Here is a 26,163-nt window from a genome sequence, read left to right as displayed (position 1 = left end):
TCCGAACCCCGCGCGTCCGGTCGCCCGGGTGTGCATCCAAGGACGCTGTCATCATAGCGGACGGTCGATGGATGCACCCCCTGATGTGCAGCGAACAAGGGGGACTGGTTCCGTGAAGAAGATCGTCGGTTTTGCGTTGATGGGTATGGTGTCGTTGCCGGCGTTGATGGCGGGAGGGCCGGCATTCGCACAGGAGGCGGAAGCCCGGCGCGACTTCGATATCCCGGCGCAACCGCTCGCCTCGGCGCTCGTCGAGTTCTCGCGGCAAGGCGATGTGGTGGTGACGGCCCAAGCGCAACTCACGCGCGGCCGAACTTCGCGAGCTGTCCGGGGAACGTATACGCCGCGGGAAGTGCTGCAGACGCTGCTGGCTGGCTCAGGCTTGCGTTTTCAAGCAAGCTCGAATGGCGCCTACACCGTCGTCCAAGCCACGCGGCCGAGCAATCAGGTCGGCACCGGGAGCATCAGCGGTCAGGTGATCGATCCTGCGACTGGAGACTATAAGCGCGACGCGATCATCCGCATCGTCACGGCCGATGGCGAGCGGCGAACGGTCACGTCGGAAGAAGGCGGTGAGTACCGGATCGTCGATGTCCCGACCGGCATCGCCACCCTAACGGTCAGCTTCACCGGCTATGCCGAACAGAGTGCGACTGTCGACGTGGCGGCTGGCGAGACCGTAAGACGCGATTTTGCGTTGTCAGTGCCGGGAGCCGCGCAGGCAGGCGCCGAGATCGTCGTGACGGGCGTGCGCGAAGGCGACGCCCGGGCGATCATGGCTCAGCGCCGCTCGATGAACATCACCAACAATCTGTCGTCGGAATCGTTCGGGGAGGTGTCGGAAGGCAATATCGGCGAATTCCTGAAGTTCATGCCGGGCGTTGCGACGCAGAACCAGGGCGGCGCCGACGACACGGTACGCTATGTGAGCCTGCGAGGCTTGCCGCCGGAATATACGTCCGTCACCATCAACGGCATCAGCGTTGCCGGGGCTGACGCCAATGAAGGGGCGGCGAGTTCGCGTGCCTTCAGCTTCGAGCAAGCGTCGCTGAGCAGCATCGACTCCATCGAGATTTCCAAGACGATCAGCGCCGACGTCGACGCCAACGCGCCCGCTGGAACGATCAACCTGCGGACCAAGCGCGCCTTCGATCGCAAGGGACGGCGCATCATCCTGTCGCTCAACGCCACAACCCAGTCGGACCTGTGGGACAGCCGCCGCGCGGGACCGAAAGAAATGGGCGGCAAGGGGCGCTTCCGTCCCGGTGGCTCGATCGAATATTCCGATGTCTTCCTCGATGGCCGTTTGGGCGTGCTGGCCAGCGCCAGCCTGTCGCGCACGCATACGGAGCTGGAGACGGTACAGAACGGCTGGAACTATGTTCCGACCGCTGCGAGCCCCGATCCCCTCGCCTCCGCGTCGCTTCTGGGGCGCGTGACCGCCCAGGAGGTGTCGAGATTTTCGACCAACGTCACGGTCGATTTCAAGGCGAGCGATGCCCTCACGCTATCTCTCATGTCGATCTACAACCGCTCCTACAATCTGTCGGATCAACGGACCTTCACTTTCACGAGCGGCGCGCGGGCGCGGGGTCTCGCCGGCAACCCTGCGTTCGACTTCACGACGCAGCAGCTCAACACGGCGAACACATTGACCGCGGGCTCGAACACCATTGCGAAGAAGGGCCGCGGCCTGACGCTGGTGCCGAGTTTCGAGTTCCGGCAGGACCGGGTCACGCTCGACGGCAACTTCGCCTATACCAACTCGCGCAGCAGCTATGATCCGCTCGGTGAGGAAGGCGCAGTCTTCAACCTCGCCAACGCGCCAACCTCGCGGGGCAATTTTTCCGCTCAGCGCAGCGAGAGCTATCAGGCGGCCGACTGGATGATCAATCAGGTGAGCGGCCCGGATTGGAGCGATCCGGCAAGCTTCAACGTGTCGTCGCTTATCCTCAATACCCAGGACGGACGATCGGCGGACGTCGAACGGCTGGGTGGCGCGCTGAACCTGACCTACGAGGCGCCGTTCGCATTTGCCCCCGTGACCTTCAAGACGGGAGTCAAGCTCCAGCGCAGCACCTTTGACTATGAGAACCAGCGCGAAGCTCATCGCTACCAATATGTGGGACCGCTCGGCACCGCCGAGTTCCTGTCCCGGATACAGAGCGGCACGCCGCTCTCGTTCAACAATTCGGGCTTTAGCTATCTCTCGCTGTCGGGGTCGCCCAACCTCTACATGCCCAGCAACTACCTTCTCGGCCAGCTCTTCCGCGAGAATCCGGACCATTTCGCGCACACGATGACGGCTGCAAATTACTACAACGCTCTCATCGCCAACAGCCGGCATTTCGAAGAGGACACGAACGCGGCCTACGCCATGGCGACCTCGCCGCTCGCCGACTGGCTTACGTTGCGCGCCGGCCTGCGCTGGGAACAGACGAGGACGCGGTCACTCGAGCCCGACCCGCTATCCGCCGCCGAGATGGCAGCGGCCGGCTACACGGTGTCTCCGACCACCGGACAGGCGACGACAGTCGAAGGAATCCAGTATCAATATGAATCCCGCCCGCGGGTCGCCCGCAAGGGCAGCTACGACTATTTCTTCCCCAGCGCCTCGGCCAAAATCTCGGTCTTCCGCAATACCGATCTCCAGTTCGGTTACAGCCGCACTATCCGCAGGCCCGAGGTCAATGTCCTGGCCGGCGTCTGGGCGGTCAATGAAACGACGCAAACCGTGACGGCGCCCAACCCGGGCCTGACGCCCGAGATTTCGGACAATTTCTCAGTCAGGGTCGCACAATATTTTGAGCCTGTGGGCCTCATCGCGGTCAACTATTTCCGCAACAAGCTCAAGGGTGCGTTCCAGGTCCAGGAAATGACCGCGCAGGAATTCGGCTATACCGGCACGGAATATGCCGACTATCTGTTCCGCACGACGACCACCGTCGGCGATGGCACGATCAACATCCAGGGTATCGAGCTCGAGTTCAACTATTCGCTTGAGCGCCTCTTGCCCGCACCGTTCGATGGCCTGACGCTTCGCGGGTCGTACACCTACACTCACCCGGAGGAACCGATCTCGCTTACGCCAGAGAATATGGTGACGCTTGCGCTTGCGTACAGGACGGGTCCCGTTCGGCTCTATCTCAACACCGTCTGGACTGACGATCGGCCCGGAACGCTCTCGAGCGGCACCTACGACCGAGCGCGCTGGGACGTCAACCTCTCCGGCAGCTACCAGATCATGCGGGGATTCCAGGCCTATTTTGCGGTGCGCAACCTGCTCAACAAGCCCATGTATCGCATGGCGCCGGGCGTGGAGAATGCCTTCGGCTCCGCACCTGATCATGTTGCCAACTACAACCACGCGGGCGTCAACGGCACCATCGGTCTTCGCGCGACCTTCTGATCGCCCTGCCCTATCTTCTCTACAGGTGCTTCATGTCGACCTTTGATCGCCGAGCCGTCCTCAAGTCCGCAGGCGGGCTTGCACTGTTTGCCGGACTCGACCCGTTCGCGCGGGCGTGGGCCGCCCCGAAATTCGCCGACGATCCCTTCGCCCTCGGCGTCGCGTCGGGCGATCCCTGGCCGGATGGTTTCGTCATCTGGACCCGCCTCGCGCCCAGACCTCTGGAGCCGCATGCCGGCATGCCGGCCCTTGGCGTGCCGGTACGGTGGGAAGTGGCAGAGGACGAACGGTTCGCGCGCATCGTCCGTGTCGGCGAGGCGATCGCCCGCCCGGAGCTGGCGCACAGCGTCCATATCGAAGTCGCGGGTCTGCAAGCGGGGCGGCCCTATTGGTATCGCTTCCTCGTCGAAGGCGCGGAGGCAAGTCCGGTCGGCAGGGTTAGAACCGCGCCTGCCGCCGGTACGCTGCCGGACCGCGTGCGCCTCGGTCTTGCCGGCTGCCAATCCTATCCGCAGGGCTGGTACGACGCCTGGCGCCATCTGAGCCAGGAGCCGGATCTCGACGCCGTTTTCCACTATGGCGACTATATCTACGAAGGTGGGCAAGCCAGTTCCTACGTCATCAAGGACAGTGCTGGCCGGGTGGTCGATCGCACTCATGCGAGCGACGAGATTTACAGCCTGGACGATTATCGAGGTCGTTATGCCCAATATAAGGCCGACCCAGATCTCAAAGCCGCCCATCATGCCGCCGCGTTCATCACGTCGTTCGACGATCATGAAGTGGACAACAACTGGGCAGCCGTCGCCGATCAGGACGGGACCACGCCCGAGCTTTTCCTCCTGCGCCGCTTTGCCGCCATGCAGGCCTGGTATGAGCATATGCCCGTGCGCAAGGCACAGTTCCCGCGCCCGGACGGCCTGACCATGTATCGTCGTCTCGACTATGGCCGGCTGCTGCGTATGCATGTGCTCGATACGCGCAGCTATCGCAGCGACCAGCTTTGCGAGACGCCTGAAGAGCAGGCCTGCCGGCGGGAGGATGGACCGGATTCGACCATCCTGGGTGCGGCGCAGGAGGCCTGGCTCGGCGACGGGCTTCGCAACGATGCCTGCTGGAACCTGATCGCCCAGCAGGTGCGCGTTATGCCGCTCGTGCGGCGCAGGCCGGACGGCAGCCCGGCACCTGTCGCCGCGGATTCCTGGGACGGCTATCCCGTAGCTCGCGCCCGCCTTGTGCAGACGATCAGGGAGCGCAATCTGACGAATGTCGTCATCGCCACGGGCGATGCCCACATCCACAACGTCGGGGTCGTCCCCGTGCGGGACGAAGAATTGGACGGGCCAGCGGCCGCAACGGAATTCCTCGGCACGTCGATTTCTTCCGGCGGTGATGGAGTGGCGGACAGCGCGGCCAGACAGGCCTATCTTCGCTACAATCCCCATTTCGAGCTCATGAACCAGCAGCGCGGCTATCAGATCTTCGATATCGCACCAGCGGAATGGCGCACCGACTTGAAGGTCATGGACCAGGTGCAAGCACCCGGAGGGCGGCTTAGCACCCTCGCGCGCTTCGCTGTAACTCCCGACACGCCCCGACTGCACATGGTATAACCCGGTTGGCGGCACGGTGCTGGAAGTGCCTGGTCAATGGCAGATGCTCCGCCAGCACTCCGGTCGTACCGATATTTCGGGACACGGCCTTGAACGATGATCGCACGGAGACACGTTTCACATCCACCGTAACCTGCAACGATGCTGCCAAGTAGTATGCTCATTGGCGCGACCTCTCCGCCGTCACGACTAAGTCACGGCGATAGGCGATGCACGTCGTCCTATAGCGCAAGGAAATGACATGCTTCTGCTCAGCCGCCGCTTGTTCGCCATCTTTGCCGGCGCGACCCTGCTCGCGGCCGCCCTGCCGGCCTCGGCCGAGATTTTCACTGTGGCGGTCGTGCCCGACACGCAGAACTACGCCGACGCCACTCTCCCGCAGCCGCGCGGCGAGGACACATTCGTCCAACAGATGCGGTATCTGGTGGACACTCGCGATGAGAAGAACCTAGCCTTCGTCACCTTCGTCGGCGACATCGTGCAGCATGGCGACGGCCGGTTTCGTCAGCAGATCGGAACCGACGCCACGCCACGCTACCGCTATTGGGACACCCGCGCCGAATGGGACATCGCCAATCGGGCGATCTCGGTGCTCGGCCATTCCGGGATTCCCTTCGGCATGTCGCCCGGCAATCACGACTATGACAATTATAGCTGGTGGCTGGACGGGAACGGTCCCGGCGCCGGCCGGCCCCTCTCCGGCGGAAGGGTATGGGATCTCTATTTCGGGCCGCAATCTCGCTATTTCGCGGGCCGCTCCTGGTATGGCGGCGCGTTCAACCAGGGGCTGAACAGTTACCAGTTCTTCACCGGCGCTGGACGGCGCTTCCTGCACCTGTCGCTTGAGATGCAGCCGACGCCTGCGGCGCTCGAATGGGCGCAAGGGGTGATCGACGCCCATCCCGGCCTACCCATCATCGTCACCACGCACGAATGGCTCCTGCCTGCCGCCACCGGCCGAACCGAACGCTCCAATGGCTATCAAAGTTACTTCGCTGGAACCGACCACCTCCCTCCTGACGAGGTCTGGAATCGCTTCATCCGCCGGAACGCCCAAATCTTCCTGATTCTGTCAGGCCACAACTGGACACCGACCGTCGACGGCGTGTCGCAAGGGGAGAATCTGCGGGTCGACCGCAACGACGCCGGCCATCCGGTCTATCAGATGCTCCAGGACTATCAGGGCAACACAGTCGGCCCCGACGGCACACCCGGCTCAGCCAATGGAGGGGCCGGCTGGCTGCGCTTCATCGCGTTCGACACCGAGCGGCGCAAGATGCACTTCTACACCTATTCGCCGCTGCTCAGCCGCTATGCCGGCCGGGACGGGGAACGCACATTCGGGGCGGAACCGCGCTATTCGGACTTCGAGCTGGATTTCCCGCCTCAACTGCTCCGATAGGCTAGGCCGGTGGAAAGCGCCGGGAGGGCGGCGTCGCCAGCGTGACGAGGTTGCCGTCAGGATCGCGGACCTGCGCCAACGTCGAATAGTCGCCCTCGATGTCGTCCCCGAGCACGATACCCAGGCCTCGCAGCCTGTCGCGCTCGGCGGCGACATCGTCGACATAGAGGAACATCACGCCCCTGCCGGCGATCTCGTCGCTGTCCGAAAGCATCAGGCCTCCCGCATTGGAAAGCTCCCACTGCACGAGCGTCGCCATCGGCCGATGATCCGGCCCTCGGCCGAGCAGCGCTGAATACCAGGCTTCGGCCGCCGCGAGGTCGGCGGTCAGCAATGAGGTGTAGATCTTATGCGGCTTCATTCATTTCTCTCCGGACCTGATCGTTCGACCAGGCGAATAGTGGGCGATCCGGCGCCGGTGACGCACCCAGTTCCCATAGCAGCGCGGCCAGCCACCGGGCGTCCTCGCCGGCACGGTGCTTGCCGAATGGCCGTGCATCGACACGCGCCTGCGCGGCCAGAATTGTATCGCTCGCAAGGCCCAGCTCATCCAGAATCTCGCGCAGCGGTCTGAACGGGATCGGGCATGGCCGCGCGGCGGCCTCGAACAGCGTCTCCAGCCAATACCCGTCGATCGGACTGTCGGCGATCAGGGCCGCGCCGTCGAGCGCCTCTGCCAGTTCGGCCGCGACCTGCCCCACGGGCAAGCCGTCGCACCAGACTCGCGCCTGCGATAGGCCATGAATGCGCTCGGCCTCCTTCGTCCAAGTCCAGCCGGACCAGTGCGGATGCGGACGGATCAGCCAGGAGCGGCTCGTGTCACCGTCCTCAGAGATACCGATCTCTATCGGGTAGGACCGGCCATGGCGCGGCAGGCAGGAGGCTTCGAAATCGATCGCGATCAAACGCATGACAGTGGCGAACCGAGATGGGGGGAAAACCCGGCGGCGCAGTCTGGCTGCGCCACCGGTCGAGCAGATGCTCCCGATGAGTTTGGAAGCAGCGTCGGTCAGATGCCGGGATAGGTCAGCCCGTAATGGCCATAGACCTGTTCACCATAGGCGCGGTCGTAGCGCGGTTCCTCATCGCTGTAGCGCGGCGCGGCCTCAAGCGTCTCCTTGTCGAGATCGACCACATAGCCGCCCTGCTCGGTGTCATAGGTGAGCAAGTCCCACGGCAGCGGATAGTAATCCGCGCCGAGACCGAACAGACCGCCAAACTGGAGCACGGCGTATTCGACCTCGCCCGAGACCTTGTCGACCATGAAGTTGTAGATGCTGCCGAGCTTCTCGCCCTCGTCGTTGTAGACGGTGGTGCCCTCAACCTTGTTGGAGGCGATCAGCCGGTCGGTTTCATCGGTGGCGATAGCGTTATCGGTGTCAGTCATCAGGAGTCTCCTGCTTCGAGTCGTCCCCCCGCCGACCCACAGGTGGTATCCACAGGCTTCAATGGCGTGACAGGAGCGACCAGACGCCCCGCCAATCCGGTAAGCGACAGACCGGGCGTCGAGGTGCTGCCGGACACAGGCGAGTCCCGTCGCCCAAGCGGCGTCGAGAAGCACTGCCAATTGGGCACCGCACGATCGAGCGGTTGGCGGCGTCCACGCCCAGACTGCGCCGCAGCGCCAGACAATCAGCAGACTGATGCGCAGGGTCTTGCCTAGTGGCAGCAATCTGTCGCAACCACCTTGGTTATGTTCCTTATTTGTTCCATAGCTGCGCGCTTGCGAATCGACAATGAGGAACCGGCGTATGAGCGTGACGATCCGCGGCGAGAACCGCAGCAGACTGAGGGTGATGGGCGACATCGAGGCCGAACTGGCAGTGCCAGCTGACGCAGCCGGACGGTGCTGGCTATCGTTTTCCGACGGTACGCTGGTCGAGGCCGCCTATGGAGATGATGATGCCTGCCGTTTCGCAGTCAGCCAGGAAGGCGCCGCCATCACCCGGATTCAACGAGACGGCGACTGCGACACTCTCCGTCTCGACTGGCGCATGGAATGGGTGACGGTGGCGGCTGCCGCCAATGCGGCCCGTGCGGCGCCGCCAGGAGATTGTCTGCCGCTCATCCCCGGCCTGCTCGGCTGACGGGTCGCCATCATGCCGGAACGCAAGATCGCCAAGCTCGAACGGCTGAAGATTTCCGATGACATCACGGCCAGATTCTTCATCCGGCCGGGAAGTCGCAGCCGGCCCTGGACTTGGTTCGAGGCCGACGAGGTTCCACCATTCGAGGAGGAGATCGGCTGGTTTGAGTTGGAGCGGGAACGCGGGCACGGCTGGAAAGTCGTGCGTCAGGTGCCGAAGCCGGCCTGGGAGCGATAGGGTTATCAAGAATTCGGTACGAGCTCCCATTGCGCCACCGTATCTATCGGCCGATGTTCCGGTTCGCGATCGAGCAAGCTGGAATATCAGGCTCCGGGCGGCCGCGAGGTCCACAGTGAGCAACGACGTGTAGATCTTGTGCAGCTTCAAGGAGAGCCACGACATCGCCGTCCGCTCTGTTCATGCATAACAAGGTCGGCCTCGCCTGCAGTCCGCCCTAAAGCCGCGCGGCATGCTCGCCAATCTTCGCGAGGATGTCGCTGAAGGCTGGCTGTCCGCGATAATAGAGCGCGCGGGTCGTTTCATATGCCCGTTGAAACACCTCCCGGGTTGCCGGGTCTTCGAGTTGAAAGGCCGCGTTTTCGGCGATATTCTTGTTGTCGGCCGCCGGAAACCGAGCATCCTTGTGGGCGGTATAATCCGGCGAGCCAATGAACGCCTGGACGCCAGGGTCCGCCAACAAGCAATAGACGTCGTAGTAGTGGCGCAGGAAATTCTGCGGCATACTGCCATCTTCGACATGTTTGCGGTACTTCGTCGAAATCGTCTGCAGCTTCTCGACCAGCGTGTATCCGGGTTCGTAGCAGGGCACGTCGACAGCGCGGTTGTCGGTCAGTCCGCTCAGGCCAGATGCAACGGCCCTGTCGTAAGCCCATGAACTGATCAGGCAGGGCCGGTTTGGCGCGACCTGATCGAAGCCCGCTTCGAGCAAAATGCCCGTTTTGACGCCCTCAGGCAGCGCGTAGGCACTGGGGTAGTGGAGACGAATCCCGGCGCTGCGCATCCGGCTGTCGTCGAATGCATTGTCGCGTTCCGCGCCTTCGAAGCCGGCGATCGCCAGCTTCGGCACCAGGCCATCGTAGAAAGCCCGCCGCGCATCGACATGGACCGGCTTGTTCTGGTTCCTGCCCGTCGGCAGGTCACCGTCCGGGTGGATCAGAAGGTCGAGATCTTCCGAAAAGCGATGAATCAGACCGTAGCCTTTGGACAGCGAGGTGCCGCCCTTGAGCTCGAAGGCAAAGCCCAGCTGCTGCAATCCCCACAGGCCATGCATGATCCAATAGTCCTTTTCGACCAGACCGGGATCGATGGCCTGCTCGCGCGCAACCACCGCGAGGAGGTCGGAAAAGTCCTTGCTGTCGTGCAGGAGCATGGCGGCCGCAGCAATCTAGGCCGGTTGCAGCACGGGCGCGAGGAGCCGTTCGGCGCGGGCCGAACCGTACTCCTTCACCGCACGGGCAAGTTGCCCACGATCCATCTCCGCAGCCTTGGCCAGCGCGCGGGGAAGGATCACCGCCTTGTCCTCGGGCAGCCTGTCGATGTTGTGCAGGAGGTCGACAAGCAGGACTTCCTTGGACAGCCGCCTGGGTACCGACGGCCGCATCCGGAAATCGTACGTCCGGCCATCCAGTTTGAACCGGCCATGTCGCTTGCGGTTATAGACCACGGGCTCGTTGTGGAGCTGGGTCGTGCCCACGCCAAGCCCGTTGAATGCGTTTGGAGAGACGAGCAGGAACCGATCGTCGCCAAGAAATGTCTCGACGAGCTTTTCGGGCTTCGCGGGCGCGACGCCGAACCGGGTTCTACGCGGCGTCATGTAGACGCCCGCCCACACCTTCTCGAGCCGGCCCTCCCCGATAAGCTGGCGAACATGGCGATCGACCGCGTTCGACCAGCGCGCCAGATCCTTGCGGCGGTAAACCTGGCCTGGACGCAGGTGGCGCTTGAGTTGCGCAAGAGCGGACATGCTTCCCGTTTCCATGCCTTGGCAGATAGGCTTCCGGCCCAGAACTTGCAACTAATCTCATTAAAAATTCATGCAGCGAAGTTGCGATCCTACCGCGCCGCCGCCGCTCGAGGCTGACCGTGCGCGCCCCGTACATAGGGTTGCCGCCGGTTTTCGCTGGTGGCGATGCTCGGTTGAAGCGCAGCTCGGACTTCGTCCGTGACCGTATAGACCGCATGGCGCTGCGCGCCGCGGTTCTCATGGTCCACGAAAAAGCCTTGGTAATGCCGCCTGATCAGGCCGGCCTTCACCAACTCCGACACCGCCCGGCTAATCGCGGTCATGCCGGTTTCGCGGATACGCTCACCAAGGTGCGCCTCGACCAGGCGATCGGCATCTGTCCGATCGCCTGGCAGTTCTCCCCGAGTAGCAAGTTCCGCCCGGATCTTCTCGATGGTGGCGCGGCGCTGGTGATGTCGCGCGCCGCTCGGCGCGATCGTCGCGGCCAACCATTCCCGGATCGGCACCAGGGTCTCGCCTTCACGAACCAGAGGTCCAGCCTCTCCATTCGGTCGGGCAACCCGGGCGATGAGATCGAGCACCATGAAGGTGTAGCGCGGCCGTGTCGAATGCTCTGCTATCATGCGGACGATATCCGGCAGGCCTGCCGCGCGCGCTGGCGCCGGGGTTGGGATAGATGGCGCAAAGAGATCGGGCTGGAGCATGGAACGAATCAAGCACAAAGTACGACTCTTGTGAATCCCCCAATCGCTCATAGAAACGACGAAACAGCGTTTTGCCACTCGTGTCACTTTACCTCGGAGCGCTTGGTAAAGTGACACAGCCGTCATCCGACACTTGGTCGATCTGTGGTTGTTGCGAGATGACCGGACCCGGTAGAATCCTGGCGGTGAACGGAATGAACGTCATCAGGCATCCAGCTCAGGATTTGCCTTCTCCCAACAATTCGGGCTCCGCGCTCATCTCAGGAATGCCGAACGTTTTCTCCACTTGTTGCGAAGAAAGCCACTTCCGGCTAGCCAGCCTGTCTCACTGCCCCTCCCTGCAAAGCGTGGAAAGCCAGCAAAGCATGACCGAAGCGACCGAACGCGACAGCACACTCGTCACTTTGACCGCAGACATCGTGGCCGCGCATGTCACGAACAACAGTGTCGCCGTGGGCGATCTGCCATTGCTGATCCATAATGTGCACGATGCACTTAGTCGTCTCGGGAAAGCCGATGCAGTGCCGGAAGCAAAACAGGAGCCCGCCGTATCGATCCGTTCTTCGGTGAAGCCCGACTTCATCGTGTGTCTGGAGGATGGCAAAAAGCTCAAGATGCTGAAGCGGCACCTGATGACGCACTATCAACTCACGCCAGCCGACTATCGCGCGAAGTGGAACCTGCCTGCGGATTACCCGATGGTAGCGCCCAACTATGCCGAACAGCGCCGCTCACTTGCCAAAAAGATCGGTCTCGGCCGCAAGCCGAAGGTGGCGCCTGCCCAGCCGCCCAAGACGAGAAAGGCGCCAGCAAGCAAGAGTGCTACGCCAGAAAACGGTCAAGGCCGAGCGCCTCGTGCAAAGCGCTCGGGTCTCAAACCGACACCTACGCCAACGAGCGACGCCGACACGCAATAAACGAGGAGGTCTAGCCCAACAGCGGGCCGGGGCCATTTCATGGGCGACGGCGGCGGCGCCCGACATGTTCGGCTGATACCTCGAGATCGATCGAACGACGCGATCATCTCCGGGACGGACATTTCAACGACCCATATCGCGGGACGGCATGACCGGCCTCGACCTGCTGACAGGAGAGATCGCCATCCTTGTTCCAGCATTGCAGGATCGGCCGTCCGTAGCGGTCGGTGTCGAGCTGGCGACACATGACATCGCCCTTCGCAACCAGCGCGCGCAGATTGTCGCGGCTATCGTAGGGATCACCCGAGACGCATTTTCTGCCGGGCCGGCAGGAGCCCGGCATTTCCGGCGCGTCGATGCCGTAGAGCCGCGATCGACCGAACGGCTCACACCGGATATAGTCGCCATCGTGGACATATGGCCGGGTGCACGGCACGGCATTGGCCCTATCCCGCTCCGCCGCCTCGGCGCAGCCGGGTAGGATCGCTAGCCCTATCAGCAAGTTCAGGGCGAGACACCGGCCGGTCACAGGTCCAACCCCAATGTCCGCTCGGGCAGTGGGGGCAGGCTGTCAAAGTCGATCTCCTCGGGTTCGGGGGCCTTGAGGTCCGCGCCGGGCTTGGCGCGCTCGCCGTTCTTTTCCGGATTGGGATTGTCAGGCGCCCAGCCATCGAGCGGTGCGGCGAGATCATCGAGCGGGAAATCTCCCGGATCGAAATCCACAACCTCGTGCAACTGCCCTTTCCTGGCGTCGACGTCGATCTTCCCCGTCGTCTCCAGCGACGACGTCTTGTTGCCGGGCGTGTTTTCGATCTGGTTGATCAGCTTTTCCTTGTCATCGACCACGAGCGTGAGCGCGTCGCGCACACGGGTGACCATGACGTTGAACAGGCGCTGGTTCGACAGAAAGCGCTCAAAGGCGGACATTACGGCAATCGCTTTGTCAACGGTGATGCCCTGAGCCATATGCATATTCAGCGAATAGGCGAGGTCGAGACGCGACAGCATCGGATCGGTATGCGGCAGCACGACTTGCTCGCGTGACGCGGTTTCGACGGTCACGCCGTCAGCGTCTATCCCGACGATTTGGGCGAGCGCGCCGTTATCCAGCTTCCGGGGCTTGTCGGTGTCCGTCCAGCGGATCTTGTCGCCGGGATGGATCGCGATGTCCTTGGGCTCGGCGAGGCCGAGCCTGTCATCCTTGGCTTCAGGCGAGAGGCGCTGGGGATCGATCTTGATACGACGCCGGCCATCGGCGAGCTCGATCTTGCCGTTCTTGTAGACCTTCACGACGTCATATTGCCCCTTGTCCAACCCGAGTTCCTCCGTCCTGAACATCACGTCGAGCTTCAGCCCTTCCCGCCAGTTCTGGCTGTAGCGCAGCTCCTCGCGGGTCAGGTTGACTCTCTCGTAGATGGTGAGTGCCAGCTTTTCCGACCCGAGCGTCCCTTCCGCGGCGAGGCCCGCCTGGATCCGCGTGTTGATCTGCTCGCGCGCTTCGCGCCCCGATGCGAAGAGCGCGGTCTTCTCGCGTTCCTCGGGCTCCAGCGCGAGCCACATGTCGGCCGCCCGATCGATATGGTCCTTGTCCTCGATGACATTGTCGCCGAGCGTTTTGATCGCCTGGCCCGCCCGCCCGTGATCGGCGAGCCCCGCGACCGTGCGCAGGGTGTCGGTGCGCTGGCGAAGATTTTCGACCATCCTCGCCATGGCCACGCCGGCGGCCTGGAGTAGCGCGAACGCCTTGCCGGCATCGATCGAGGAAATCTGCTGCCGGTCTCCGATCAGGGCAAGCTTCTCGACGCCGAGGAGATTGGCGATCTGCTCGAGCTTGAGCGTTTGTTCGCTGGAAACCATCGAACTCTCGTCGACGAGGATGACCGTGTTCTTCATCTGCTCGCGCAGCGCCTCGAAGCGCGGCCCCTGGGGATGATGCAGGAAATGCTGATGGCGCAGGATGAAGGACGCGATGGTCTGGCTCTTCACGCCCGCCCCCTCCTCCAGATCGCGCACCATCTTGTTCTGGAACGCGAGCCCGATGACGTTGCGGCCCTCGGCCTTCGCCACGCCTGCGACCGACTGCGCGAGGTCGACCACCGCCTGCAGCATGGTCGATTTGCCCGACCCTGCGATCCCCTGAACCGCAACGATACGGTCGCGCGACGAGACGATCATCGCGGCTGCGGCGAGCTGTCCTGCATTGAGCGTCACCCGCGCTTCGGCCTGGAGCCGGCCGGGCGCGTCGGCCTCGGCGACCATCGGCTCGACCGCACCCTTGCCCTTTTCCATCTCGGAGATGATCGCTTCCTCGGTCCTGAGCGCCTCGGGTGTCGTCGCCATGGTGATCTGCCCGTCGTGGCGATCGGACTTGCCCGGAATGAGCGCGCCCTTGCCCAGCAAGCTCCCTATCCGGTTCTCGACATGCTCTATCGTCACACCCTTGAGGCGCAGGTCGAGTGCGGTCTTCGCCAGAACATTCAGCTCCCAGGCCGCCTCACGCTGAGAGAGGATCCGGACTGCCGAAGCCACGGCCAGCTGCGCACGGGCTTCGACAGGTGACTGGGTGAGACGCGCAAGCCCGCGATCGACCAATGGGTCGTTGGGGCGCAGGAAGTTGGCGACCAGGCCGCGCGCGGAGCTGATCGCCTCGCTGACGGCTTCATACCCCCGCGCCATGATGCCGCGGTCCGGATTGCGCGATACGCGCTCGATGGCCGCCGCCATCAGGTCCTTGCCGTCGAACCCGACCGCTGCGGCCTTGTCGATCCACTCCTGGCCGAGCGCCTGGCGATCGCCCACGCTGAGCTTCGGATCGCGGGTAGTCTTGGTGATTTCCCGCAGACCCTCGACCGTTCGTATACCAAGCTCGAGCGCCTTGCCGAGGATGACCGCACGCCGCTGGCTGAACAGTTCGAGAACCTGCTTGGGCACCCCGGCGATCTCGAATGTCCCGTGCTTTCCCGCCGGCGTGACTTCATAGCCGAGCTTCTCGATCCGCTCGCGAAAGAAGGCGTGGTAGATCGAGCCGATCACGCTGTTGTTCTTCCAGAGCGCGCTATTGTGGTGCGCCTGCCATTTGCCGTCGGCCATCTTCGTCAGGTTCGCGATCACGGCATGGATATGGCCTTGCGGGTCGAGCGCGCGGCTCGTGTCGTGCTGGAACAGCGCATAGACGAGATTGCCTGTCCGGATCGGCACCTTGCGCCCGTCGATGTCCTTTCGGCCCTCGGCGAGGTTCTTCTCGACCCAACTCATGGTTGCCTTGACCGCTTCCATGTGCGCCGCGAGGATTCGCTTGTCGCCGGCGATATAGGCCATGACCGATGCGGACTTCGGCATCGAGAAGGTCATGTCGAGACCGGGTCGACGGTTCTCGACCTGCCCGACCTTTTCGCCGTCGGGCAGCTCGCCGTTGAGGATCTTTTCGAAGGGCTCCTTGGCAACATCGCCGGCGAGGCCAAGGTCGGCACTGCCCTCCCCGGCCCATGCGCTCGCTTCGGAAGACTCCTCCAAAGTGTAGTAATTGTCCTTGGCGAAATAGCCGGCGGCTCCGCCGGCCGAGCGCACGGGCGCGATCGACAGCATGGCCTAAATTCCCATGTCCATATCGTCGCGATCAGCGGAGCGGTCAGGACCGTAGTCCTCACGCAACTCACGCAGCGTCTGATCCTCGATCTCGGGTCCGCGCGACCGCTCGGGCTCAGTGCGATCGCGCGGGCGCTGATCATTCGCGTCGCGTTCGTCGCGCTCTCCTGGAGACTGTCCCCGCCCTCGCGTACCATCGGGGCCGATAGGCCCCTGCCCTTCCGGCCTGGCACGGGCGAGATCGGGATCGCCGCGGTCGCGGCTATTGTCGGGGTCGACATCTTCGGGCGGAACGGAGAGGATGCCGGCAGCAAGGTCACGCGCTGGATTGGGCCGATCGACTTCCTCGATGACCTGCGCAGCGCCGTCACGGCCGCCCGCCTCGCCACCCTCTTCCTCGACCAGATCTTCACTGCGTCGGCGGCGGGTCGGCATGACGTTCTCGCGGATCTGGAACCCCTCCGCGACTGCCGGGTAGTCCTTCCATTCGAGCTTGATACGCGCGGCCGGGAAGCCATCCGCGAACTTTACGAAGCCGTGCATCGACGGCAGGTTGGTGATGTCGTCGGCGATCACCAGCGGCTCGACCTGCTTGCGCGGAGTCAGCGTCGAGGCATCGCGTGTCTGATTGTAGCCATAGCTATATGCCTCGTCCATTTGGCGTACCTCGCGGTTGCCAATGTAGCGTGCGCATTGTTCCGCGGTATCGAGATCGGCGGTTGCCAGAATGAGCTTGGTGCGCGCGAGCGAGGCGAGATTTTTTGCCCCCTGCTCACCATAGACTTCCACCAGCTTCTGGAAGCTGTGGAGGCCGAGGATCATCGCACCACCATAGTTACGGGCCGTCTGGAGGCCCTTTTCAATCGCGGGTATGCGATGAAGCGCACCGACTTCATCGAACATGAACCAAGTCCGCAGCGAGCGCGTGCGGGGCAGTGTCATGAGACTGGTGATCGCCAGGTTCATCCAGAGCGTAAGCAGGGGACGGTTCAGATCGAGATCATCATAGTGCGAAGTGACGAAGAGGATCGACCCGGGCTGCTTTTCGGCCGTGATCCACCGGCGTATCGAGAACGGCTCGCCCTCATCGGGCAGAAAGCGGAGAACCTGTGCGTTGGTATTGAACACCGCGCGGATCGATTCCGCCATACGCGCGGCCTCCGGCGCGGTGAGTGGGTCGGCGATCGTGTTGGCGAGAAAGCGATGCACGCGCTTCAGGTCCGCGGTCATCAGATTGTCCGCCAGATCGGCGTTGGTCGTCTGCCCGCGCCCCTGGAGCTTGATGCACATCTCGATAAAAAGCGTGCGCGCCGCCATCGCCCAGAAGGGCTCGGTCGATCCGCCATCGGACGGTATCAGCGCCGCGGCGGCAGAGGTGAAATTGCTGTAGCTCGAACAATCATTGAAGATCGACCAGGCCGGGCAACGCTCGTCCAACGGGTTCAAGATCGTGTCCCGAGTGGGATCGTAAAAGGCTTCGACATAGGCGCCGGTCAGATCGAAGATGACCGCAGTGTCCTGGCGCGCGCGCATCTGCGTCACGAGGTCCCGAAGCTCCGTGGTCTTGCCCGATCCGGTGGTGCCTATGAGCATCGTGTGCGACTGTTCGAGACGATGCGGATAAGGAATTCCGGCGAGGAAATAAGGGTGATGAATGCCCGCTTGCTTGCGCTCGGCGAACGGCATTGCGCGCACCTGGGTGGGCGTCGATCCAGGCAAGAGCAACGCGGCTTCGGTCTCGAATTCTCGCAGATTGTGGGCTACCACTTCTGCGTGAAGAACATCGCGCTCGACGAGCATGGCGCCCCGTTCGTGGCGTTCCTGAAGGATCGAGAGTCCGCGCTTGCGAGAGATATCGACGAACCAGAGCGCAAGCGGAATGGTGGCTAGGAGCGAGAGAAGGAAGGCCCCCAGAAGACCGCGCACCGCCTTTGCCCATGCTGCGATAATGGCGGGCACATCGGCAACCTGCGCCATCACGATCGCGCGAATGGATCCGTCCGGCAAGGTGACATTGACCCGCTTCATCGGGTCGAATTCCATGAAAGTCCAGAAGAACGAATAGAGCTTCATCCCGATGAGCTCGATCTCGTGTTCTCGCAGTGTCACGGTGAGGATGATCGTGTAAACGGCGGCGAAGCAGAACAGCCAGACGATGATCGGGATCTTCGCACCCGAGGTCCACATCAGAACCTCATGGGTGAGGAGCTGGCTACCCCGCGTGAAGTTGCCGCTGTTTCTCTGGACGGTACCACGAGCGGAGTGATGCCGCACGTGAACAGGTGAGCCGCTGAAGCGGATATCAGCGCGCCGCATGGTACTGCTCCACGCGCTTGTCGGTCTCGGCCAGGAGCTTGTCACGGACGTCCGGATATTGGTCGCGGATGATCACATCGAGCGCGAGCTGCGCATATTCGACGGTGCGGGCCATGCGCCTTTGGCTGGCGCCGGAACTCTCCGCATCGGTCGCGAACGAGCGCAGCGCATGGCGGATCATGGCGGAACGGGTGAGGCCGTTCCGGACAGCCAAGCGATCGATCCGATCACAGAGTGTGTGATCGAGACGAAGGGTTATCTGGGGGTCATTATTGTTCATGCCAGCCTCTCGATGCAGAGGCCGGTCGGGGCTGAGAAAGTGGCCTATACTAGGTCATATCTGTGCCCACGACAATGGTTTTGTATCCCGGCGAGCGCATTGCATTGCATTACAAGGGCATTACTTGAAACTGGCAGAAATCAGCCGCTTTTTGGGCGTGTATCCCGCCGCGATACATTTGCATTCCAATGGGATGCAAAGGTCGATGCCACTAAACCGCTGATATTGCTTGATCCCCATGCACCTTCAGGTGCGTTCGGTGTGCTTAAACGCTATGCTGTCCCCGCTTGCGTCGTTGGGGGTGCGGCTCGACGGTCCCGGAGGGGGACGTTGCCGGTTTCGGCCCGATATGCCGGCCCGTCAGGGCCACCGGGTCGCCTTGCGTCAGGGATCGTCACCCGAAGGGCCGAGACGCGCTCGCGCGGCTCGGTGGAGCTTGGCGCGCACGGTCGCGCAGCGGCCGTGGGTGCCTAGCGGAATAGAGCCCGGCCCCGAAGGGGAGACGCCCGAAACGCTCCGTTCGTCGTGTCGAAGATTGGCCGTTCACTTCATCGGCGAAGTCGGATAGGCTTGATGCCAGCAAACGCCATCAACGCACATTGGAGATATGCGAAATGGCGAAAAAGAGCCTGAAGCCATCGGAGCAATTGCGCGCGCTGGCGGATGAGAAAGCGGCGCTCGACGCGCGCGAAAAGGAAATGCTGGCGCGGATTGCCGGTGAGTTCGGCGGCGCGCTGGTGTCGTCGGGCCTGGCCGATCTGAGCAAGGCAGAGTTTGGCAAGCTGGCCCAAAGAGTCGCGGCGCTCGGTGTCCCTGAAGTGATGAAGCGGCTCGCCTGAGGTGCGATCGCTTGCATGAAAAAGGGGCGCGCGGCGCAAGCCGCGTGCCCCTGAAATGGCGATTGCGATAGTGTGTGCGATGCGCTTCGGCCGCACCAATCAGCGGCCCGCGTTAGCGGGCCGCCGTCACCCTCTCCCCCCTCGATCCCAAGCGCGACAGTTCGGCAAACACGCCAGCCCCGCGCGCCGCCAAAGGCGGCGCGCCTTGCCGGTCAACCGGCCTCCTTCGCTGTTGCGACATATTGCGCCTGAAACTCCGCTGTGGCGCGGCGCTGGCCGGTGCGGTCGTTCCATTCGCGGTTTTTCCAGTATCCTTTGAGAACGACGGTCGCGCCCTCACGCAAGTAATGTGAGAGCACTTCGCAAGCCTTGGGCTTATGCGGGGGTAGCCAATAGCTTGCGGTAAACTCGCCATCGGGTCCAGAACAACGCAGCGTTGCCACATGGTCGCCGCTATGTGTCGAGCGCAATTCGACATCTTCGGTTAGCTGCGCGATGATGGTCTTTTTCGACCATTCGTTGCGGCGCGTGGTGTCGGCGGCGATTTCGGCCTGCACTCTTTCGGCGTCGCGCGCTGCGCGTTCTTCGGGGGTCTCGCGGCCGAGACGGCTAAAGTCGATCATGTCGGTTCCTCCGTGAAAAACTGGCGCGCGCGATAGCGCGCGCCAGCGTTCAGATTTCAAAGCCCTCGTCACGATAAAGGGCGATCCAATCGGCTTCGGTCCAGCCTTCACCGGCGCGTTGCTCGACAAGCAAAGGGCATTCGTCGCCTAGCAGGTCGCGGAGGGTTTCGGCGCTTTCGGGGGTGATTTCGATCATTGTGGGATTCCTTCCTGTGCGGGCCGCGCGGGCGCTCATCGCCGCCACGGGCGCGCATGTGATTGGGTCTGGTTGTGGGGATGCCCGCCGCCGCGAAGCGGGCGGGCATCCGGTCCCTATGCGGCGGATCGCTTGGCTTCGGCGCGAAGGTCGCTAACCTTGGTCGGCCCCTGTCCGGCGTTTTGTTCGGCAAGGCGGAAGATGTGCAGCGGAACGCCTCGCGCGCGTAGGAGGCGCGCAAGATCCTGCTGCACCTTGGACTGTTGGAAAATCATCGCTTCAACGATCTCGTCCAGTCCGTTCCACACTTTGTTGCGGCGATAGGCTGCCTGAAAGTCGTTGATCGCCCGCTTGTTGAGGCTGAAACCGACAATGGGCACGCCCCTATCCTCTGCCCAACAAGTGCTGATCTGCTCGGCCCCTTTGAACCGCTTGCCGGTGAAAAGGACCATGTGCGGGATACGCTCGCGCACCATATCGAGCCGGGCATAGATCATGTCCACATCCTCCCAGTCTCCGCCGCCGGAAACGAGAACGGCGGGACGGCTGGGATAATGCTTTTCGATCTTCGCGGCTTCGCGGGCTTTCAGATAGTCGATCCCGTCGATCTGCGAGGCGGTTAGCCCCGTCGATACGCGGGTGCCCTTGATCGTGTTGAACGGGCGTCCGGTTTCGACGTGATAGACGTTCGCACCATGATCGACGAAGCATTCAAGCGCGGCGCGGGCTTCGGCAAGCGACTGACAACGCTGTGTCAGTTCCTCCAAGCGCGATTGATAGACTTCGCTAGGGTCGAAGGTTCGCACCATGTCGCCTAGCTCGGTGGCTGCGTCATCCTCCTGCCGCTCGGTGCGCTTGGCGACATAGTAAAGGCTGTTCACCAAACCCCATGCAATGGGCTGCGCGTAGCTTTCCATCCGGGTTCCGGCGAGTAGGCGAAAGATGTTTGAGACAATATCCTCGACGCAACCGCGCGCCAGTTCGGGGTCGGGCATAGGTTCTTCGGTGGGGTCGTCCATGATGGACAGCCGGGACTCGATCACGGTTTCCGTGAAGCTGGCGGAAAACGCCTTGGCGCTGGTCATCTCGGCATAGGCTTCACCAAAATCGGCGAAGCTGCTAAAGCGCCCCTTGTTCGTGTTAGCCATTTTCGACACTCCAAGTTGAATGGCTCGCATGGATCGGGCCGGAGCGTTCCCGCGCTCCGGCCCAACCTTTCATCATGCGGCGGGCGTTTCCTCCTGCTGCTTGTCCTGCGCCTGCTCGGCGCGGCGGCCGCGACGGCTCGCCGGTTCTACGGGCGGCATACCGTCACCAACGGGCGCGGTGCTGTCGCCAAGGCCGTCATCGTCGCCTGCGTCCGGTCCGTCGGCGCTATCCGCAGGTGCGCCAAGCTCGTTGCGCGGACGGCGCGGGCGGCTCCATGTGACGTTGTAGCTGCCGTCCTCTTCCATGAAACAGGCGATATAGAGCGGCTTGCTCATCGAAGGGCTGTCGATGGACCCTTGCAGGAACAGTTCGCCGTCGCTCTTTTTCTCGTGCTCGAAGAGGAAACCGACGCGAACCCATGACTTGGCGGCGGTCGCAGCGAGGATTTCAAAGCGCGGGCTGCTCGCCTTGCGGGCTTCCCAATGACGCAGGGCGATGGTCATAACGGTGTCCAAGGTGGCGATGCGGCCCATAAAGACGCCATTGCCATTGGACTTGAGATTACCAAGTTGCATGTTCTTCACTCCAAGTTGAACCGGCGTTCCCGCGCCGGGGTTGATCCTTCCGGGGACTGTCCCCGTCCGGTGATTTTCTTATATCAAACCCTATCAACTTAGCATAACTCATTGTCTTCTTGACAACATTTCATCGTACCTGGTGAACCTGAGCCGAAACCGGCCGCGCAGCGGCCCACAAAAAACGCATTGCGGAGCAATTCCCAATTGATCTTCCGAGGGCGCGGCGGGGGCCGTCGTTCATCGCACCCGGAGCCACCTTCGCCTGTGTCCCAAGACGCAGGCCCGTCTGCCGGGGGCAACAGAAATGACGGAGGCTCCGCCGCGAAGCGGTGGAAACCGTAGGGCCGCTTGCGGCCCGGTATTTCTGTTGAGGCGGCTTCCAGACAAACAAAAACATCGGCCGCTTGCGGCCGATTCCACTTTGCCGCCGACCCCGGCGGGCGGGTCTGCAACGCCGGGACACTGGCGAGGGTGGCGCAGGGTGCGATGAACGACCGCGCGCGAGGAAGATACCGGGCGGTGAGCCCCCGAACCGCCCGGTCAAACGAACGACGTCGGCCCGCCAGGGCCGTCTCATGGAGGCAACGCCGACTGCGTCAGGGATCGTCACCCGAAGGGCCGAGACGCGCTCGCGCGGCTCGGTGGAGCTTGGCGCGCGCGGTCGCGCAGCGGCCGTGGGTGCCTAGCGGAATAGAGCCCGGCCCCGAAGGGGAGACGCCAAGCTTTGTCTGCAATTGGAAACGCGCTAGCCCGCGCCTGGAACGCAGAAGCTCAATTTCGGCCGATGCCCTTCACTGCGCCGGAGGTATTGAGAAAGCTCGGTAGAAGCCGTCCGATCACCTATGCGGCGATTTTCGGCTCAAGGTGATGGCGAACGAAGGCGCGTGTAATGCCGACCTCGCCTGCGGCCACCCGGGCAAGCTGTTCCTCGAAACTGAGCGGGCGGTTCGTTTTTTCGGTGCGCTCGACCCTTCTGGCTTCGCGCCGGATGTCCAGCCAATGCGTTTTCGCTTCCGCGAAAGGCATCGTTATGAGCAGATGACGAAAAGCGAAGATCTCCTTCGGACCGGCAGGGGGCCAGAGCGGATCGGCGGTGACCTGCGGACGCAGCCGGCCGGGAAGTTTTGGAGATGGCAATGAGCGGCCGTCCCGTGCCAACTCTGCGGCAAGTTCATCGCGGATTCTGTAGGCGGTGGATGTGCCGATCGCGAGGTCGAGCGCGGCACGTCGGACAGGCACCCGGTCAAGAAGCATGGCCCGCAGCAAAGCTCGTTGCTCTTCGGTAACGAAGCGCGTGCTTTCCGCGTGAACATGCCTCACGCCGGCGGCGTCGCATCCCGGCAGGCACTGACCCTTGCGGCGCAGGCGCCGGACAAGGTAGTCGCGGATTCGGATGCAGCTGGTTTTCGAGACGCCGCTGCGCTGCGCGGCCTTGGCGGTCCCGAGGCCATCCATGAACAGTGCTTCGACAGTCTTGCGCTGTGCAGTGGTCAATTTGACGCCAGAATAGGCCTCACCGCCTCCTGGCGGCGGAAGGGGCGCCTTGCCGCGCGACAGGAGCTCCCGGTTATAGCGGCGGCGTTGCTCGGATACGCACGCTGCCGAAACGCCGAGCCGAAGCTGGATATCGATGCCCTTGAAGCCCTTCTTGAGCGCATAGCGGAGCCGTTCGATACCGGCGGGCGTGAGGCGGCCGCGCTCGTCGCGCTCGGCGGGCCGATAGCCGCGCCGCACGCACAAGGCGATGGTCACCGCATTGCAGGCGCTCGCTTCGCAGATTCCAAAATGCTCTCCGATCGCGGCGAAGGACCATCTCTCGATCTCGCGCAGGCGGATCGCTTCGTCGAGCGCATTACCTTGCAGCCGTGGCTTCGGCGCGGGGTTGCGGTAGGTTGTTTCGAGGCCGAGTTTGTGGGCCTTGACCTGGATGGCGTGGCGGCTCCTACCGGGGAGCCGGGAGGCGACCTGGGATCCCTCCGTTGGATAGTGAGCGCGCAACAGGGCAAGTTCGTTCGCGGCCCAACGCGCGGTTTTGCGAGTAACCATGGCAGGGCTCCTGATGGAGGGCTGCTCGGCAGAAGTCGGACCTGTGATGGCCACGCTATTCCCCGGAGCATTTTCACCCGGCTCTCGCCCCCTTCCCGTCCTCCGGCCCCGAGGGGCCGGCGGGTGCGAACGGTTCATTGGGATCTGGCGGCTAAGGGCCAGTCCCTCGCGACGGGAGGATGTTTATGTCAGGGAGATTAAGCGCCGCGCCGCGCCGCAACGTTTGCGGGCTGAACTATCGAAGATGGTCGAGAAGATGGTCCGCGCGCTCACGAATGCCGATTTTCGGCAATAGAATCGTTTCGTATCCGAGCGCGTCATAGGCGGCGAGCAGCCGATCATATTCGGCAATCGCATCGGCCAATCCATGCCGTCGTGCATTGTCCGTGGCGAAGATTTCCGGCCAAGGCGGGGTCATGAACACCTGCCGGTGATAGCGCGGGCTTTGGTCCGGAAGGACAAGCGCGCGCTGGCCAGTCGCATGCTGGAGCGCCGCCGCGGCATCAACGAGGCCGCGATCGAAAAAGACCCAGCCTGCGGTGGATGCCTCAGCCTGGCGGTCGTCCACGGCCACCTCGATCGCTCGGCGGGCGAAGGCAGCGAGATCCACCCAAGGGAGTGCCCGACCGCCGCGGCGCAGTTGTTCATCGACGATTCTGCGGCCGGGCTCCGCGATGGTCGGGAAACCTCTGCTGGCAAGCTCTGCCAAGAGCGTGGATTTCCCGCCGCCCGAACAACCGGAGATCACGACGTGCCGGCTCCAAGCGAGATCGTTCATCGGCGAGCTGCTATCACCCGTCTTCGGCGGCGTCTCTGGTGAGCACTTGGGGACGCCAGAGTGCGATAAGCTTCTGCATTTCGTCCCCGCGCCCGAAAGCGTCGGCATAGATCGCGTCGGGGCGGCTACCCAGAAAGGCGAACACTGTAGCCATGTCAGCCGCTATGGCGTGGTCGAGGGAGAACAGGTTCGCAATGTCGAAACCGCCGAGTTCCTCCGCGTTCCACCATGCCAGCAGAAAGTCGGCGACCCGTCGAGCCTGCCCGGTGTCACTTTGCGCGAGATCGAACAGGCGTGCGATCGCTTCTCGGACGTCCGGGTGGATCATGGGGGTGACGCTCATGGGATATGAAGCTCCGTCATGTCGTTCAGCAAGTCAACGGGCCTGACAGGCTCACCATTCAACGACGCGATCTGGAAAGGTGGAAGATCGGGCGTCGCGGACGCAAGGAATTCACGCAGGGCGTCGATCGTCCCAAAGCGTTCGATATCGCTCGCGGTGATGGCAACCTCGTTGCCGTCGGTCGCGAGGAAGTGGAGCGGCTCGCCCTCGCCGCTATAGGCGACGCGCTCCGCATCCCAGTCGCTCGTCCGGGCCTCGCACCAGCGGATGAAGGGAAGCTTGTGGGCGATGCAGAAGGTCTCGAGGTTCGCGAAGCGGCCGCCGATGGCTTCGCGCGCGAAGAGGTCGAGCGGCTCGTTCTCGGGCAAGGTCGCTTCGCTGAACCATTCGCCGTCATAGTCGAGCCTGGCGCGGTCGGCTTCGACGGCTGTGAGGAAAGCGGGGAACAGGTGGCAGGGCAGGATGCCGCCGATACGGATCGTGGCGGCGCAGGCTTCGGCCATGATGGATCTCCTGATATTGGGCCACAGGAAAAGCATGCGGACGCTGCGTGCATCCGCGGGCGGGTGGAACGGGGACGGCGGCGCTGGCGCGCGTATCAGGCGTCGAACGGATTGAAGAGTGGAACGTCGAAGTCCTGAAAGTCTGTGACGTTGCGCGTCGCCACGGTGAAGCCGTGAACGCGCGCGGTCGCGGCAATCAGCGCATCTTCATAGAGATGGTCACCTTGGCCGTGCATGAGCTTTGCCCAGAGTCGGTAGATCGCCGCGTCTATCGGCACGATGTTCCATACGGTCGCAAGCTCGTCGGCCCATGCCTCGATTTCCTCGGCGCGTTGCGGATTTTGTCGGCGCGTAATCTCGATGCCAGCTTGTATCTCGCCGAGCGTGACGGCTGAGATATGCAGGTCTGCATCGTCCAGAGCTTCGAGCCAGGTGAGGACAGCGCCGTGCGGCCGTGCCCGGCGAAGTTCGGACACTATGTTCGTGTCGAGGAGATACATCTAGAGGTTGGGAGCCGGGCGGCGTGAATGTTTTCCCCGACGTGGGATGGCGAGGTCGCCGCGAGCCGTCGGCGAGAGGAGTAGCTCCTTTAGCGTGGGTTTGGCGCGCTGCTGCATCCGGTACCATTCGGCTGCCGGGACAAGCACTGCCGTCTCGATACCGCGCTTGGTAACGACTTGCGGCCCCAGTGCGGTGCAGGCATCGAGCATCTCGCTGAACCGGGCTTTCGCGTCTTGGACCGGCCAAGTCTTCATCACGTCCTCCTGACTAGGCATATAACTAGTCTGCGACTGAGGTTCAATGGATAAGT

General features: G+C 63.0%; 27 protein-coding genes. 7 read left to right on the top strand and 20 right to left on the bottom strand.

Annotated elements, in window-relative coordinates:
• The first annotated feature begins 112 nt into the window (after positions 1–112).
• From DFR49_RS03880 to DFR49_RS03870, 3 genes are all read left to right on the top strand, one after another.
• On the top strand, positions 113–3,409 hold the full coding sequence (locus DFR49_RS03880) for a TonB-dependent receptor (RefSeq protein WP_170150908.1): 3,297 nt from the start codon (positions 113–115) through the stop codon (positions 3,407–3,409).
• A gap of 32 nt (positions 3,410–3,441) precedes the next feature.
• Positions 3,442–5,022 (top strand): alkaline phosphatase D family protein, encoded by a 1,581-nt coding sequence (locus DFR49_RS03875; protein ID WP_119034483.1) that lies wholly within the window; start codon positions 3,442–3,444, stop codon positions 5,020–5,022.
• A 241-nt stretch (positions 5,023–5,263) separates the two neighbouring features.
• Entirely contained in the window at positions 5,264–6,424 is a 1,161-nt protein-coding gene (locus DFR49_RS03870) for a metallophosphoesterase (protein WP_119034482.1), read from the top strand.
• Between the two features lies 1 nt (position 6,425).
• Here the strand turns inward: DFR49_RS03870 and DFR49_RS03865 are convergent, their stop codons facing one another.
• The 3 genes from DFR49_RS03865 to DFR49_RS03855 all read right to left on the bottom strand — a co-directional run bounded on the left by DFR49_RS03865 (position 6,426) and on the right by DFR49_RS03855 (position 7,811).
• Complete coding sequence (locus DFR49_RS03865; protein ID WP_119034481.1) at positions 6,426–6,785, bottom strand: VOC family protein; 360 nt, start codon at positions 6,783–6,785, stop codon at positions 6,426–6,428.
• Positions 6,772–7,335 (bottom strand): 3'-5' exonuclease, encoded by a 564-nt coding sequence (locus DFR49_RS03860; protein ID WP_211325797.1) that lies wholly within the window; start codon positions 7,333–7,335, stop codon positions 6,772–6,774. The genes DFR49_RS03865 and DFR49_RS03860 overlap by 14 nt, the downstream gene beginning before the upstream one ends.
• Before the next feature lie 98 nt (positions 7,336–7,433).
• Positions 7,434–7,811 carry a PRC-barrel domain-containing protein gene (locus DFR49_RS03855; protein ID WP_119034480.1) on the bottom strand — a complete coding sequence of 126 codons (378 nt, stop codon included), beginning with the start codon at positions 7,809–7,811 and terminating at the stop codon, positions 7,434–7,436.
• Positions 7,812–8,175: 364 nt separating this feature from the next.
• Between DFR49_RS03855 and DFR49_RS03850 the strand changes: the two genes are divergently transcribed.
• Together DFR49_RS03850 and DFR49_RS03845 are read left to right on the top strand one after the other, a co-directional pair.
• On the top strand, positions 8,176–8,511 hold the full coding sequence (locus tag DFR49_RS03850; protein ID WP_119034479.1) for a hypothetical protein: 336 nt from the start codon (positions 8,176–8,178) through the stop codon (positions 8,509–8,511).
• A 12-nt stretch (positions 8,512–8,523) separates the two neighbouring features.
• The gene (locus DFR49_RS03845; RefSeq protein WP_119034478.1) at positions 8,524–8,748 is read left to right on the top strand and encodes a hypothetical protein; all 225 of its coding nucleotides are present in this window, start codon (positions 8,524–8,526) and stop codon (positions 8,746–8,748) included.
• A gap of 217 nt (positions 8,749–8,965) precedes the next feature.
• On the opposite strand, the gene DFR49_RS03840 is transcribed toward DFR49_RS03845, so the two are convergent.
• The 3 genes from DFR49_RS03840 to DFR49_RS03830 form a co-directional block, all read right to left on the bottom strand.
• Positions 8,966–9,901, bottom strand: coding sequence for a nucleotidyl transferase AbiEii/AbiGii toxin family protein (locus DFR49_RS03840; protein ID WP_119034477.1), 936 nt, complete (start codon positions 9,899–9,901; stop codon positions 8,966–8,968).
• A 15-nt stretch (positions 9,902–9,916) separates the two neighbouring features.
• Positions 9,917–10,495 carry a hypothetical protein gene (locus DFR49_RS22175; protein ID WP_119035253.1) on the bottom strand — a complete coding sequence of 193 codons (579 nt, stop codon included), beginning with the start codon at positions 10,493–10,495 and terminating at the stop codon, positions 9,917–9,919.
• Between the two features lie 89 nt (positions 10,496–10,584).
• Complete coding sequence (locus tag DFR49_RS03830; protein ID WP_119034476.1) at positions 10,585–11,199, bottom strand: hypothetical protein; 615 nt, start codon at positions 11,197–11,199, stop codon at positions 10,585–10,587.
• 365 nt (positions 11,200–11,564) lie between these two features.
• Between DFR49_RS03830 and DFR49_RS03825 the strand changes: the two genes are divergently transcribed.
• Entirely contained in the window at positions 11,565–12,116 is a 552-nt protein-coding gene (locus DFR49_RS03825) for a Ros/MucR family transcriptional regulator (protein ID WP_119034475.1), read from the top strand.
• Between the two features lie 103 nt (positions 12,117–12,219).
• Here the strand turns inward: DFR49_RS03825 and DFR49_RS22445 are convergent, their stop codons facing one another.
• The 4 genes from DFR49_RS22445 to DFR49_RS03805 all read right to left on the bottom strand — a co-directional run bounded on the left by DFR49_RS22445 (position 12,220) and on the right by DFR49_RS03805 (position 18,297).
• On the bottom strand, positions 12,220–12,459 hold the full coding sequence (locus DFR49_RS22445; RefSeq protein WP_342768466.1) for a thermonuclease family protein: 240 nt from the start codon (positions 12,457–12,459) through the stop codon (positions 12,220–12,222).
• Between the two features lie 182 nt (positions 12,460–12,641).
• Positions 12,642–15,701 carry a MobF family relaxase gene (gene mobF, locus DFR49_RS03815; protein WP_119034474.1) on the bottom strand — a complete coding sequence of 1,020 codons (3,060 nt, stop codon included), beginning with the start codon at positions 15,699–15,701 and terminating at the stop codon, positions 12,642–12,644.
• Positions 15,702–15,704: 3 nt separating this feature from the next.
• On the bottom strand, positions 15,705–18,017 hold the full coding sequence (locus DFR49_RS03810; protein WP_119034473.1) for a type IV secretion system DNA-binding domain-containing protein: 2,313 nt from the start codon (positions 18,015–18,017) through the stop codon (positions 15,705–15,707).
• Positions 18,004–18,297 (bottom strand): ribbon-helix-helix domain-containing protein, encoded by a 294-nt coding sequence (locus tag DFR49_RS03805; RefSeq protein ID WP_119034472.1) that lies wholly within the window; start codon positions 18,295–18,297, stop codon positions 18,004–18,006. The genes DFR49_RS03810 and DFR49_RS03805 overlap by 14 nt, the downstream gene beginning before the upstream one ends.
• 614 nt (positions 18,298–18,911) lie before the next feature.
• Here DFR49_RS03805 and DFR49_RS03800 point away from each other — a divergent pair.
• Positions 18,912–19,136, top strand: a complete 225-nt coding sequence (locus DFR49_RS03800) for a DUF6437 family protein (protein ID WP_119034471.1) — start codon at positions 18,912–18,914, stop codon at positions 19,134–19,136.
• 212 nt (positions 19,137–19,348) lie between these two features.
• On the opposite strand, the gene DFR49_RS03795 is transcribed toward DFR49_RS03800, so the two are convergent.
• The 10 genes from DFR49_RS03795 to DFR49_RS03755 all read right to left on the bottom strand — a co-directional run bounded on the left by DFR49_RS03795 (position 19,349) and on the right by DFR49_RS03755 (position 26,107).
• Complete coding sequence (locus tag DFR49_RS03795; protein WP_170150906.1) at positions 19,349–19,831, bottom strand: single-stranded DNA-binding protein; 483 nt, start codon at positions 19,829–19,831, stop codon at positions 19,349–19,351.
• Positions 19,809–19,955 (bottom strand): hypothetical protein, encoded by a 147-nt coding sequence (locus DFR49_RS21835; RefSeq protein ID WP_170150905.1) that lies wholly within the window; start codon positions 19,953–19,955, stop codon positions 19,809–19,811. The genes DFR49_RS03795 and DFR49_RS21835 overlap by 23 nt, the downstream gene beginning before the upstream one ends.
• A gap of 116 nt (positions 19,956–20,071) precedes the next feature.
• The gene (locus tag DFR49_RS03790) at positions 20,072–21,103 is read right to left on the bottom strand and encodes a DUF2493 domain-containing protein (protein ID WP_170150904.1); all 1,032 of its coding nucleotides are present in this window, start codon (positions 21,101–21,103) and stop codon (positions 20,072–20,074) included.
• A gap of 72 nt (positions 21,104–21,175) precedes the next feature.
• Positions 21,176–21,679 carry a DUF736 family protein gene (locus DFR49_RS03785; protein WP_119035251.1) on the bottom strand — a complete coding sequence of 168 codons (504 nt, stop codon included), beginning with the start codon at positions 21,677–21,679 and terminating at the stop codon, positions 21,176–21,178.
• 843 nt (positions 21,680–22,522) lie between these two features.
• Positions 22,523–23,728, bottom strand: a complete 1,206-nt coding sequence (locus tag DFR49_RS03780) for a hypothetical protein (RefSeq protein ID WP_119034468.1) — start codon at positions 23,726–23,728, stop codon at positions 22,523–22,525.
• Between the two features lie 235 nt (positions 23,729–23,963).
• Complete coding sequence (locus DFR49_RS03775) at positions 23,964–24,506, bottom strand: AAA family ATPase (protein ID WP_119034467.1); 543 nt, start codon at positions 24,504–24,506, stop codon at positions 23,964–23,966.
• Between the two features lie 13 nt (positions 24,507–24,519).
• Positions 24,520–24,849 (bottom strand): DUF7673 family protein, encoded by a 330-nt coding sequence (locus DFR49_RS03770; protein ID WP_170150903.1) that lies wholly within the window; start codon positions 24,847–24,849, stop codon positions 24,520–24,522.
• Positions 24,846–25,352: a hypothetical protein gene (locus DFR49_RS03765; RefSeq protein ID WP_119034466.1), complete on the bottom strand. Its 507-nt coding sequence runs from the start codon at positions 25,350–25,352 to the stop codon at positions 24,846–24,848. Before DFR49_RS03765 ends, DFR49_RS03770 begins: the two co-directional genes overlap by 4 nt.
• Positions 25,353–25,447: 95 nt before the next feature.
• Positions 25,448–25,852, bottom strand: a complete 405-nt coding sequence (locus DFR49_RS03760; RefSeq protein ID WP_119034465.1) for a type II toxin-antitoxin system VapC family toxin — start codon at positions 25,850–25,852, stop codon at positions 25,448–25,450.
• Positions 25,853–26,107 carry a type II toxin-antitoxin system Phd/YefM family antitoxin gene (locus DFR49_RS03755; RefSeq protein WP_119035249.1) on the bottom strand — a complete coding sequence of 85 codons (255 nt, stop codon included), beginning with the start codon at positions 26,105–26,107 and terminating at the stop codon, positions 25,853–25,855.
• Positions 26,108–26,163 lie beyond the last annotated feature (56 nt).

Source organism: Hephaestia caeni, from assembly GCF_003550065.1.
GTDB lineage: Bacteria > Pseudomonadota > Alphaproteobacteria > Sphingomonadales > Sphingomonadaceae > Sphingomonas > Sphingomonas caeni_A.
The sequence above is the reverse complement of the archived record's forward strand: the minus strand, read 5'-3'. Positions and strand labels throughout refer to the sequence as shown.

Bases quoted from the DNA above. Each gene is read 5' to 3' on its own strand.
- DFR49_RS03875 (WP_119034483.1), top strand. From the start codon at position 3,442: ATGTCGACCTTTGATCGCCGAGCCGTCCTCAAGTCCGCAGGCGGGCTT.
- DFR49_RS03870 (WP_119034482.1), top strand. From the start codon at position 5,264: ATGCTTCTGCTCAGCCGCCGCTTGTTCGCCATCTTTGCCGGCGCGACC.
- DFR49_RS03865 (WP_119034481.1), bottom strand. From the start codon at position 6,785: ATGAAGCCGCATAAGATCTACACCTCATTGCTGACCGCCGACCTCGCG.
- DFR49_RS03860 (WP_211325797.1), bottom strand. From the start codon at position 7,335: ATGCGTTTGATCGCGATCGATTTCGAAGCCTCCTGCCTGCCGCGCCAT.
- DFR49_RS03855 (WP_119034480.1), bottom strand. From the start codon at position 7,811: ATGACTGACACCGATAACGCTATCGCCACCGATGAAACCGACCGGCTG.
- DFR49_RS03850 (WP_119034479.1), top strand. From the start codon at position 8,176: ATGAGCGTGACGATCCGCGGCGAGAACCGCAGCAGACTGAGGGTGATG.
- DFR49_RS03845 (WP_119034478.1), top strand. From the start codon at position 8,524: ATGCCGGAACGCAAGATCGCCAAGCTCGAACGGCTGAAGATTTCCGAT.
- DFR49_RS03840 (WP_119034477.1), bottom strand. From the start codon at position 9,901: ATGCTCCTGCACGACAGCAAGGACTTTTCCGACCTCCTCGCGGTGGTT.
- DFR49_RS22175 (WP_119035253.1), bottom strand. From the start codon at position 10,495: ATGTCCGCTCTTGCGCAACTCAAGCGCCACCTGCGTCCAGGCCAGGTT.
- DFR49_RS03830 (WP_119034476.1), bottom strand. From the start codon at position 11,199: ATGCTCCAGCCCGATCTCTTTGCGCCATCTATCCCAACCCCGGCGCCA.
- DFR49_RS03825 (WP_119034475.1), top strand. From the start codon at position 11,565: ATGACCGAAGCGACCGAACGCGACAGCACACTCGTCACTTTGACCGCA.
- DFR49_RS22445 (WP_342768466.1), bottom strand. From the start codon at position 12,459: ATGCCGGGCTCCTGCCGGCCCGGCAGAAAATGCGTCTCGGGTGATCCC.
- mobF (WP_119034474.1), bottom strand. From the start codon at position 15,701: ATGCTGTCGATCGCGCCCGTGCGCTCGGCCGGCGGAGCCGCCGGCTAT.
- DFR49_RS03810 (WP_119034473.1), bottom strand. From the start codon at position 18,017: ATGCGGCGCGCTGATATCCGCTTCAGCGGCTCACCTGTTCACGTGCGG.
- DFR49_RS03805 (WP_119034472.1), bottom strand. From the start codon at position 18,297: ATGAACAATAATGACCCCCAGATAACCCTTCGTCTCGATCACACACTC.
- DFR49_RS03800 (WP_119034471.1), top strand. From the start codon at position 18,912: ATGGCGAAAAAGAGCCTGAAGCCATCGGAGCAATTGCGCGCGCTGGCG.
- DFR49_RS21835 (WP_170150905.1), bottom strand. From the start codon at position 19,955: ATGATCGAAATCACCCCCGAAAGCGCCGAAACCCTCCGCGACCTGCTA.
- DFR49_RS03790 (WP_170150904.1), bottom strand. From the start codon at position 21,103: ATGGCTAACACGAACAAGGGGCGCTTTAGCAGCTTCGCCGATTTTGGT.
- DFR49_RS03785 (WP_119035251.1), bottom strand. From the start codon at position 21,679: ATGCAACTTGGTAATCTCAAGTCCAATGGCAATGGCGTCTTTATGGGC.
- DFR49_RS03780 (WP_119034468.1), bottom strand. From the start codon at position 23,728: ATGGTTACTCGCAAAACCGCGCGTTGGGCCGCGAACGAACTTGCCCTG.
- DFR49_RS03775 (WP_119034467.1), bottom strand. From the start codon at position 24,506: ATGAACGATCTCGCTTGGAGCCGGCACGTCGTGATCTCCGGTTGTTCG.
- DFR49_RS03770 (WP_170150903.1), bottom strand. From the start codon at position 24,849: ATGAGCGTCACCCCCATGATCCACCCGGACGTCCGAGAAGCGATCGCA.
- DFR49_RS03765 (WP_119034466.1), bottom strand. From the start codon at position 25,352: ATGGCCGAAGCCTGCGCCGCCACGATCCGTATCGGCGGCATCCTGCCC.
- DFR49_RS03760 (WP_119034465.1), bottom strand. From the start codon at position 25,852: ATGTATCTCCTCGACACGAACATAGTGTCCGAACTTCGCCGGGCACGG.
- DFR49_RS03755 (WP_119035249.1), bottom strand. From the start codon at position 26,107: ATGAAGACTTGGCCGGTCCAAGACGCGAAAGCCCGGTTCAGCGAGATG.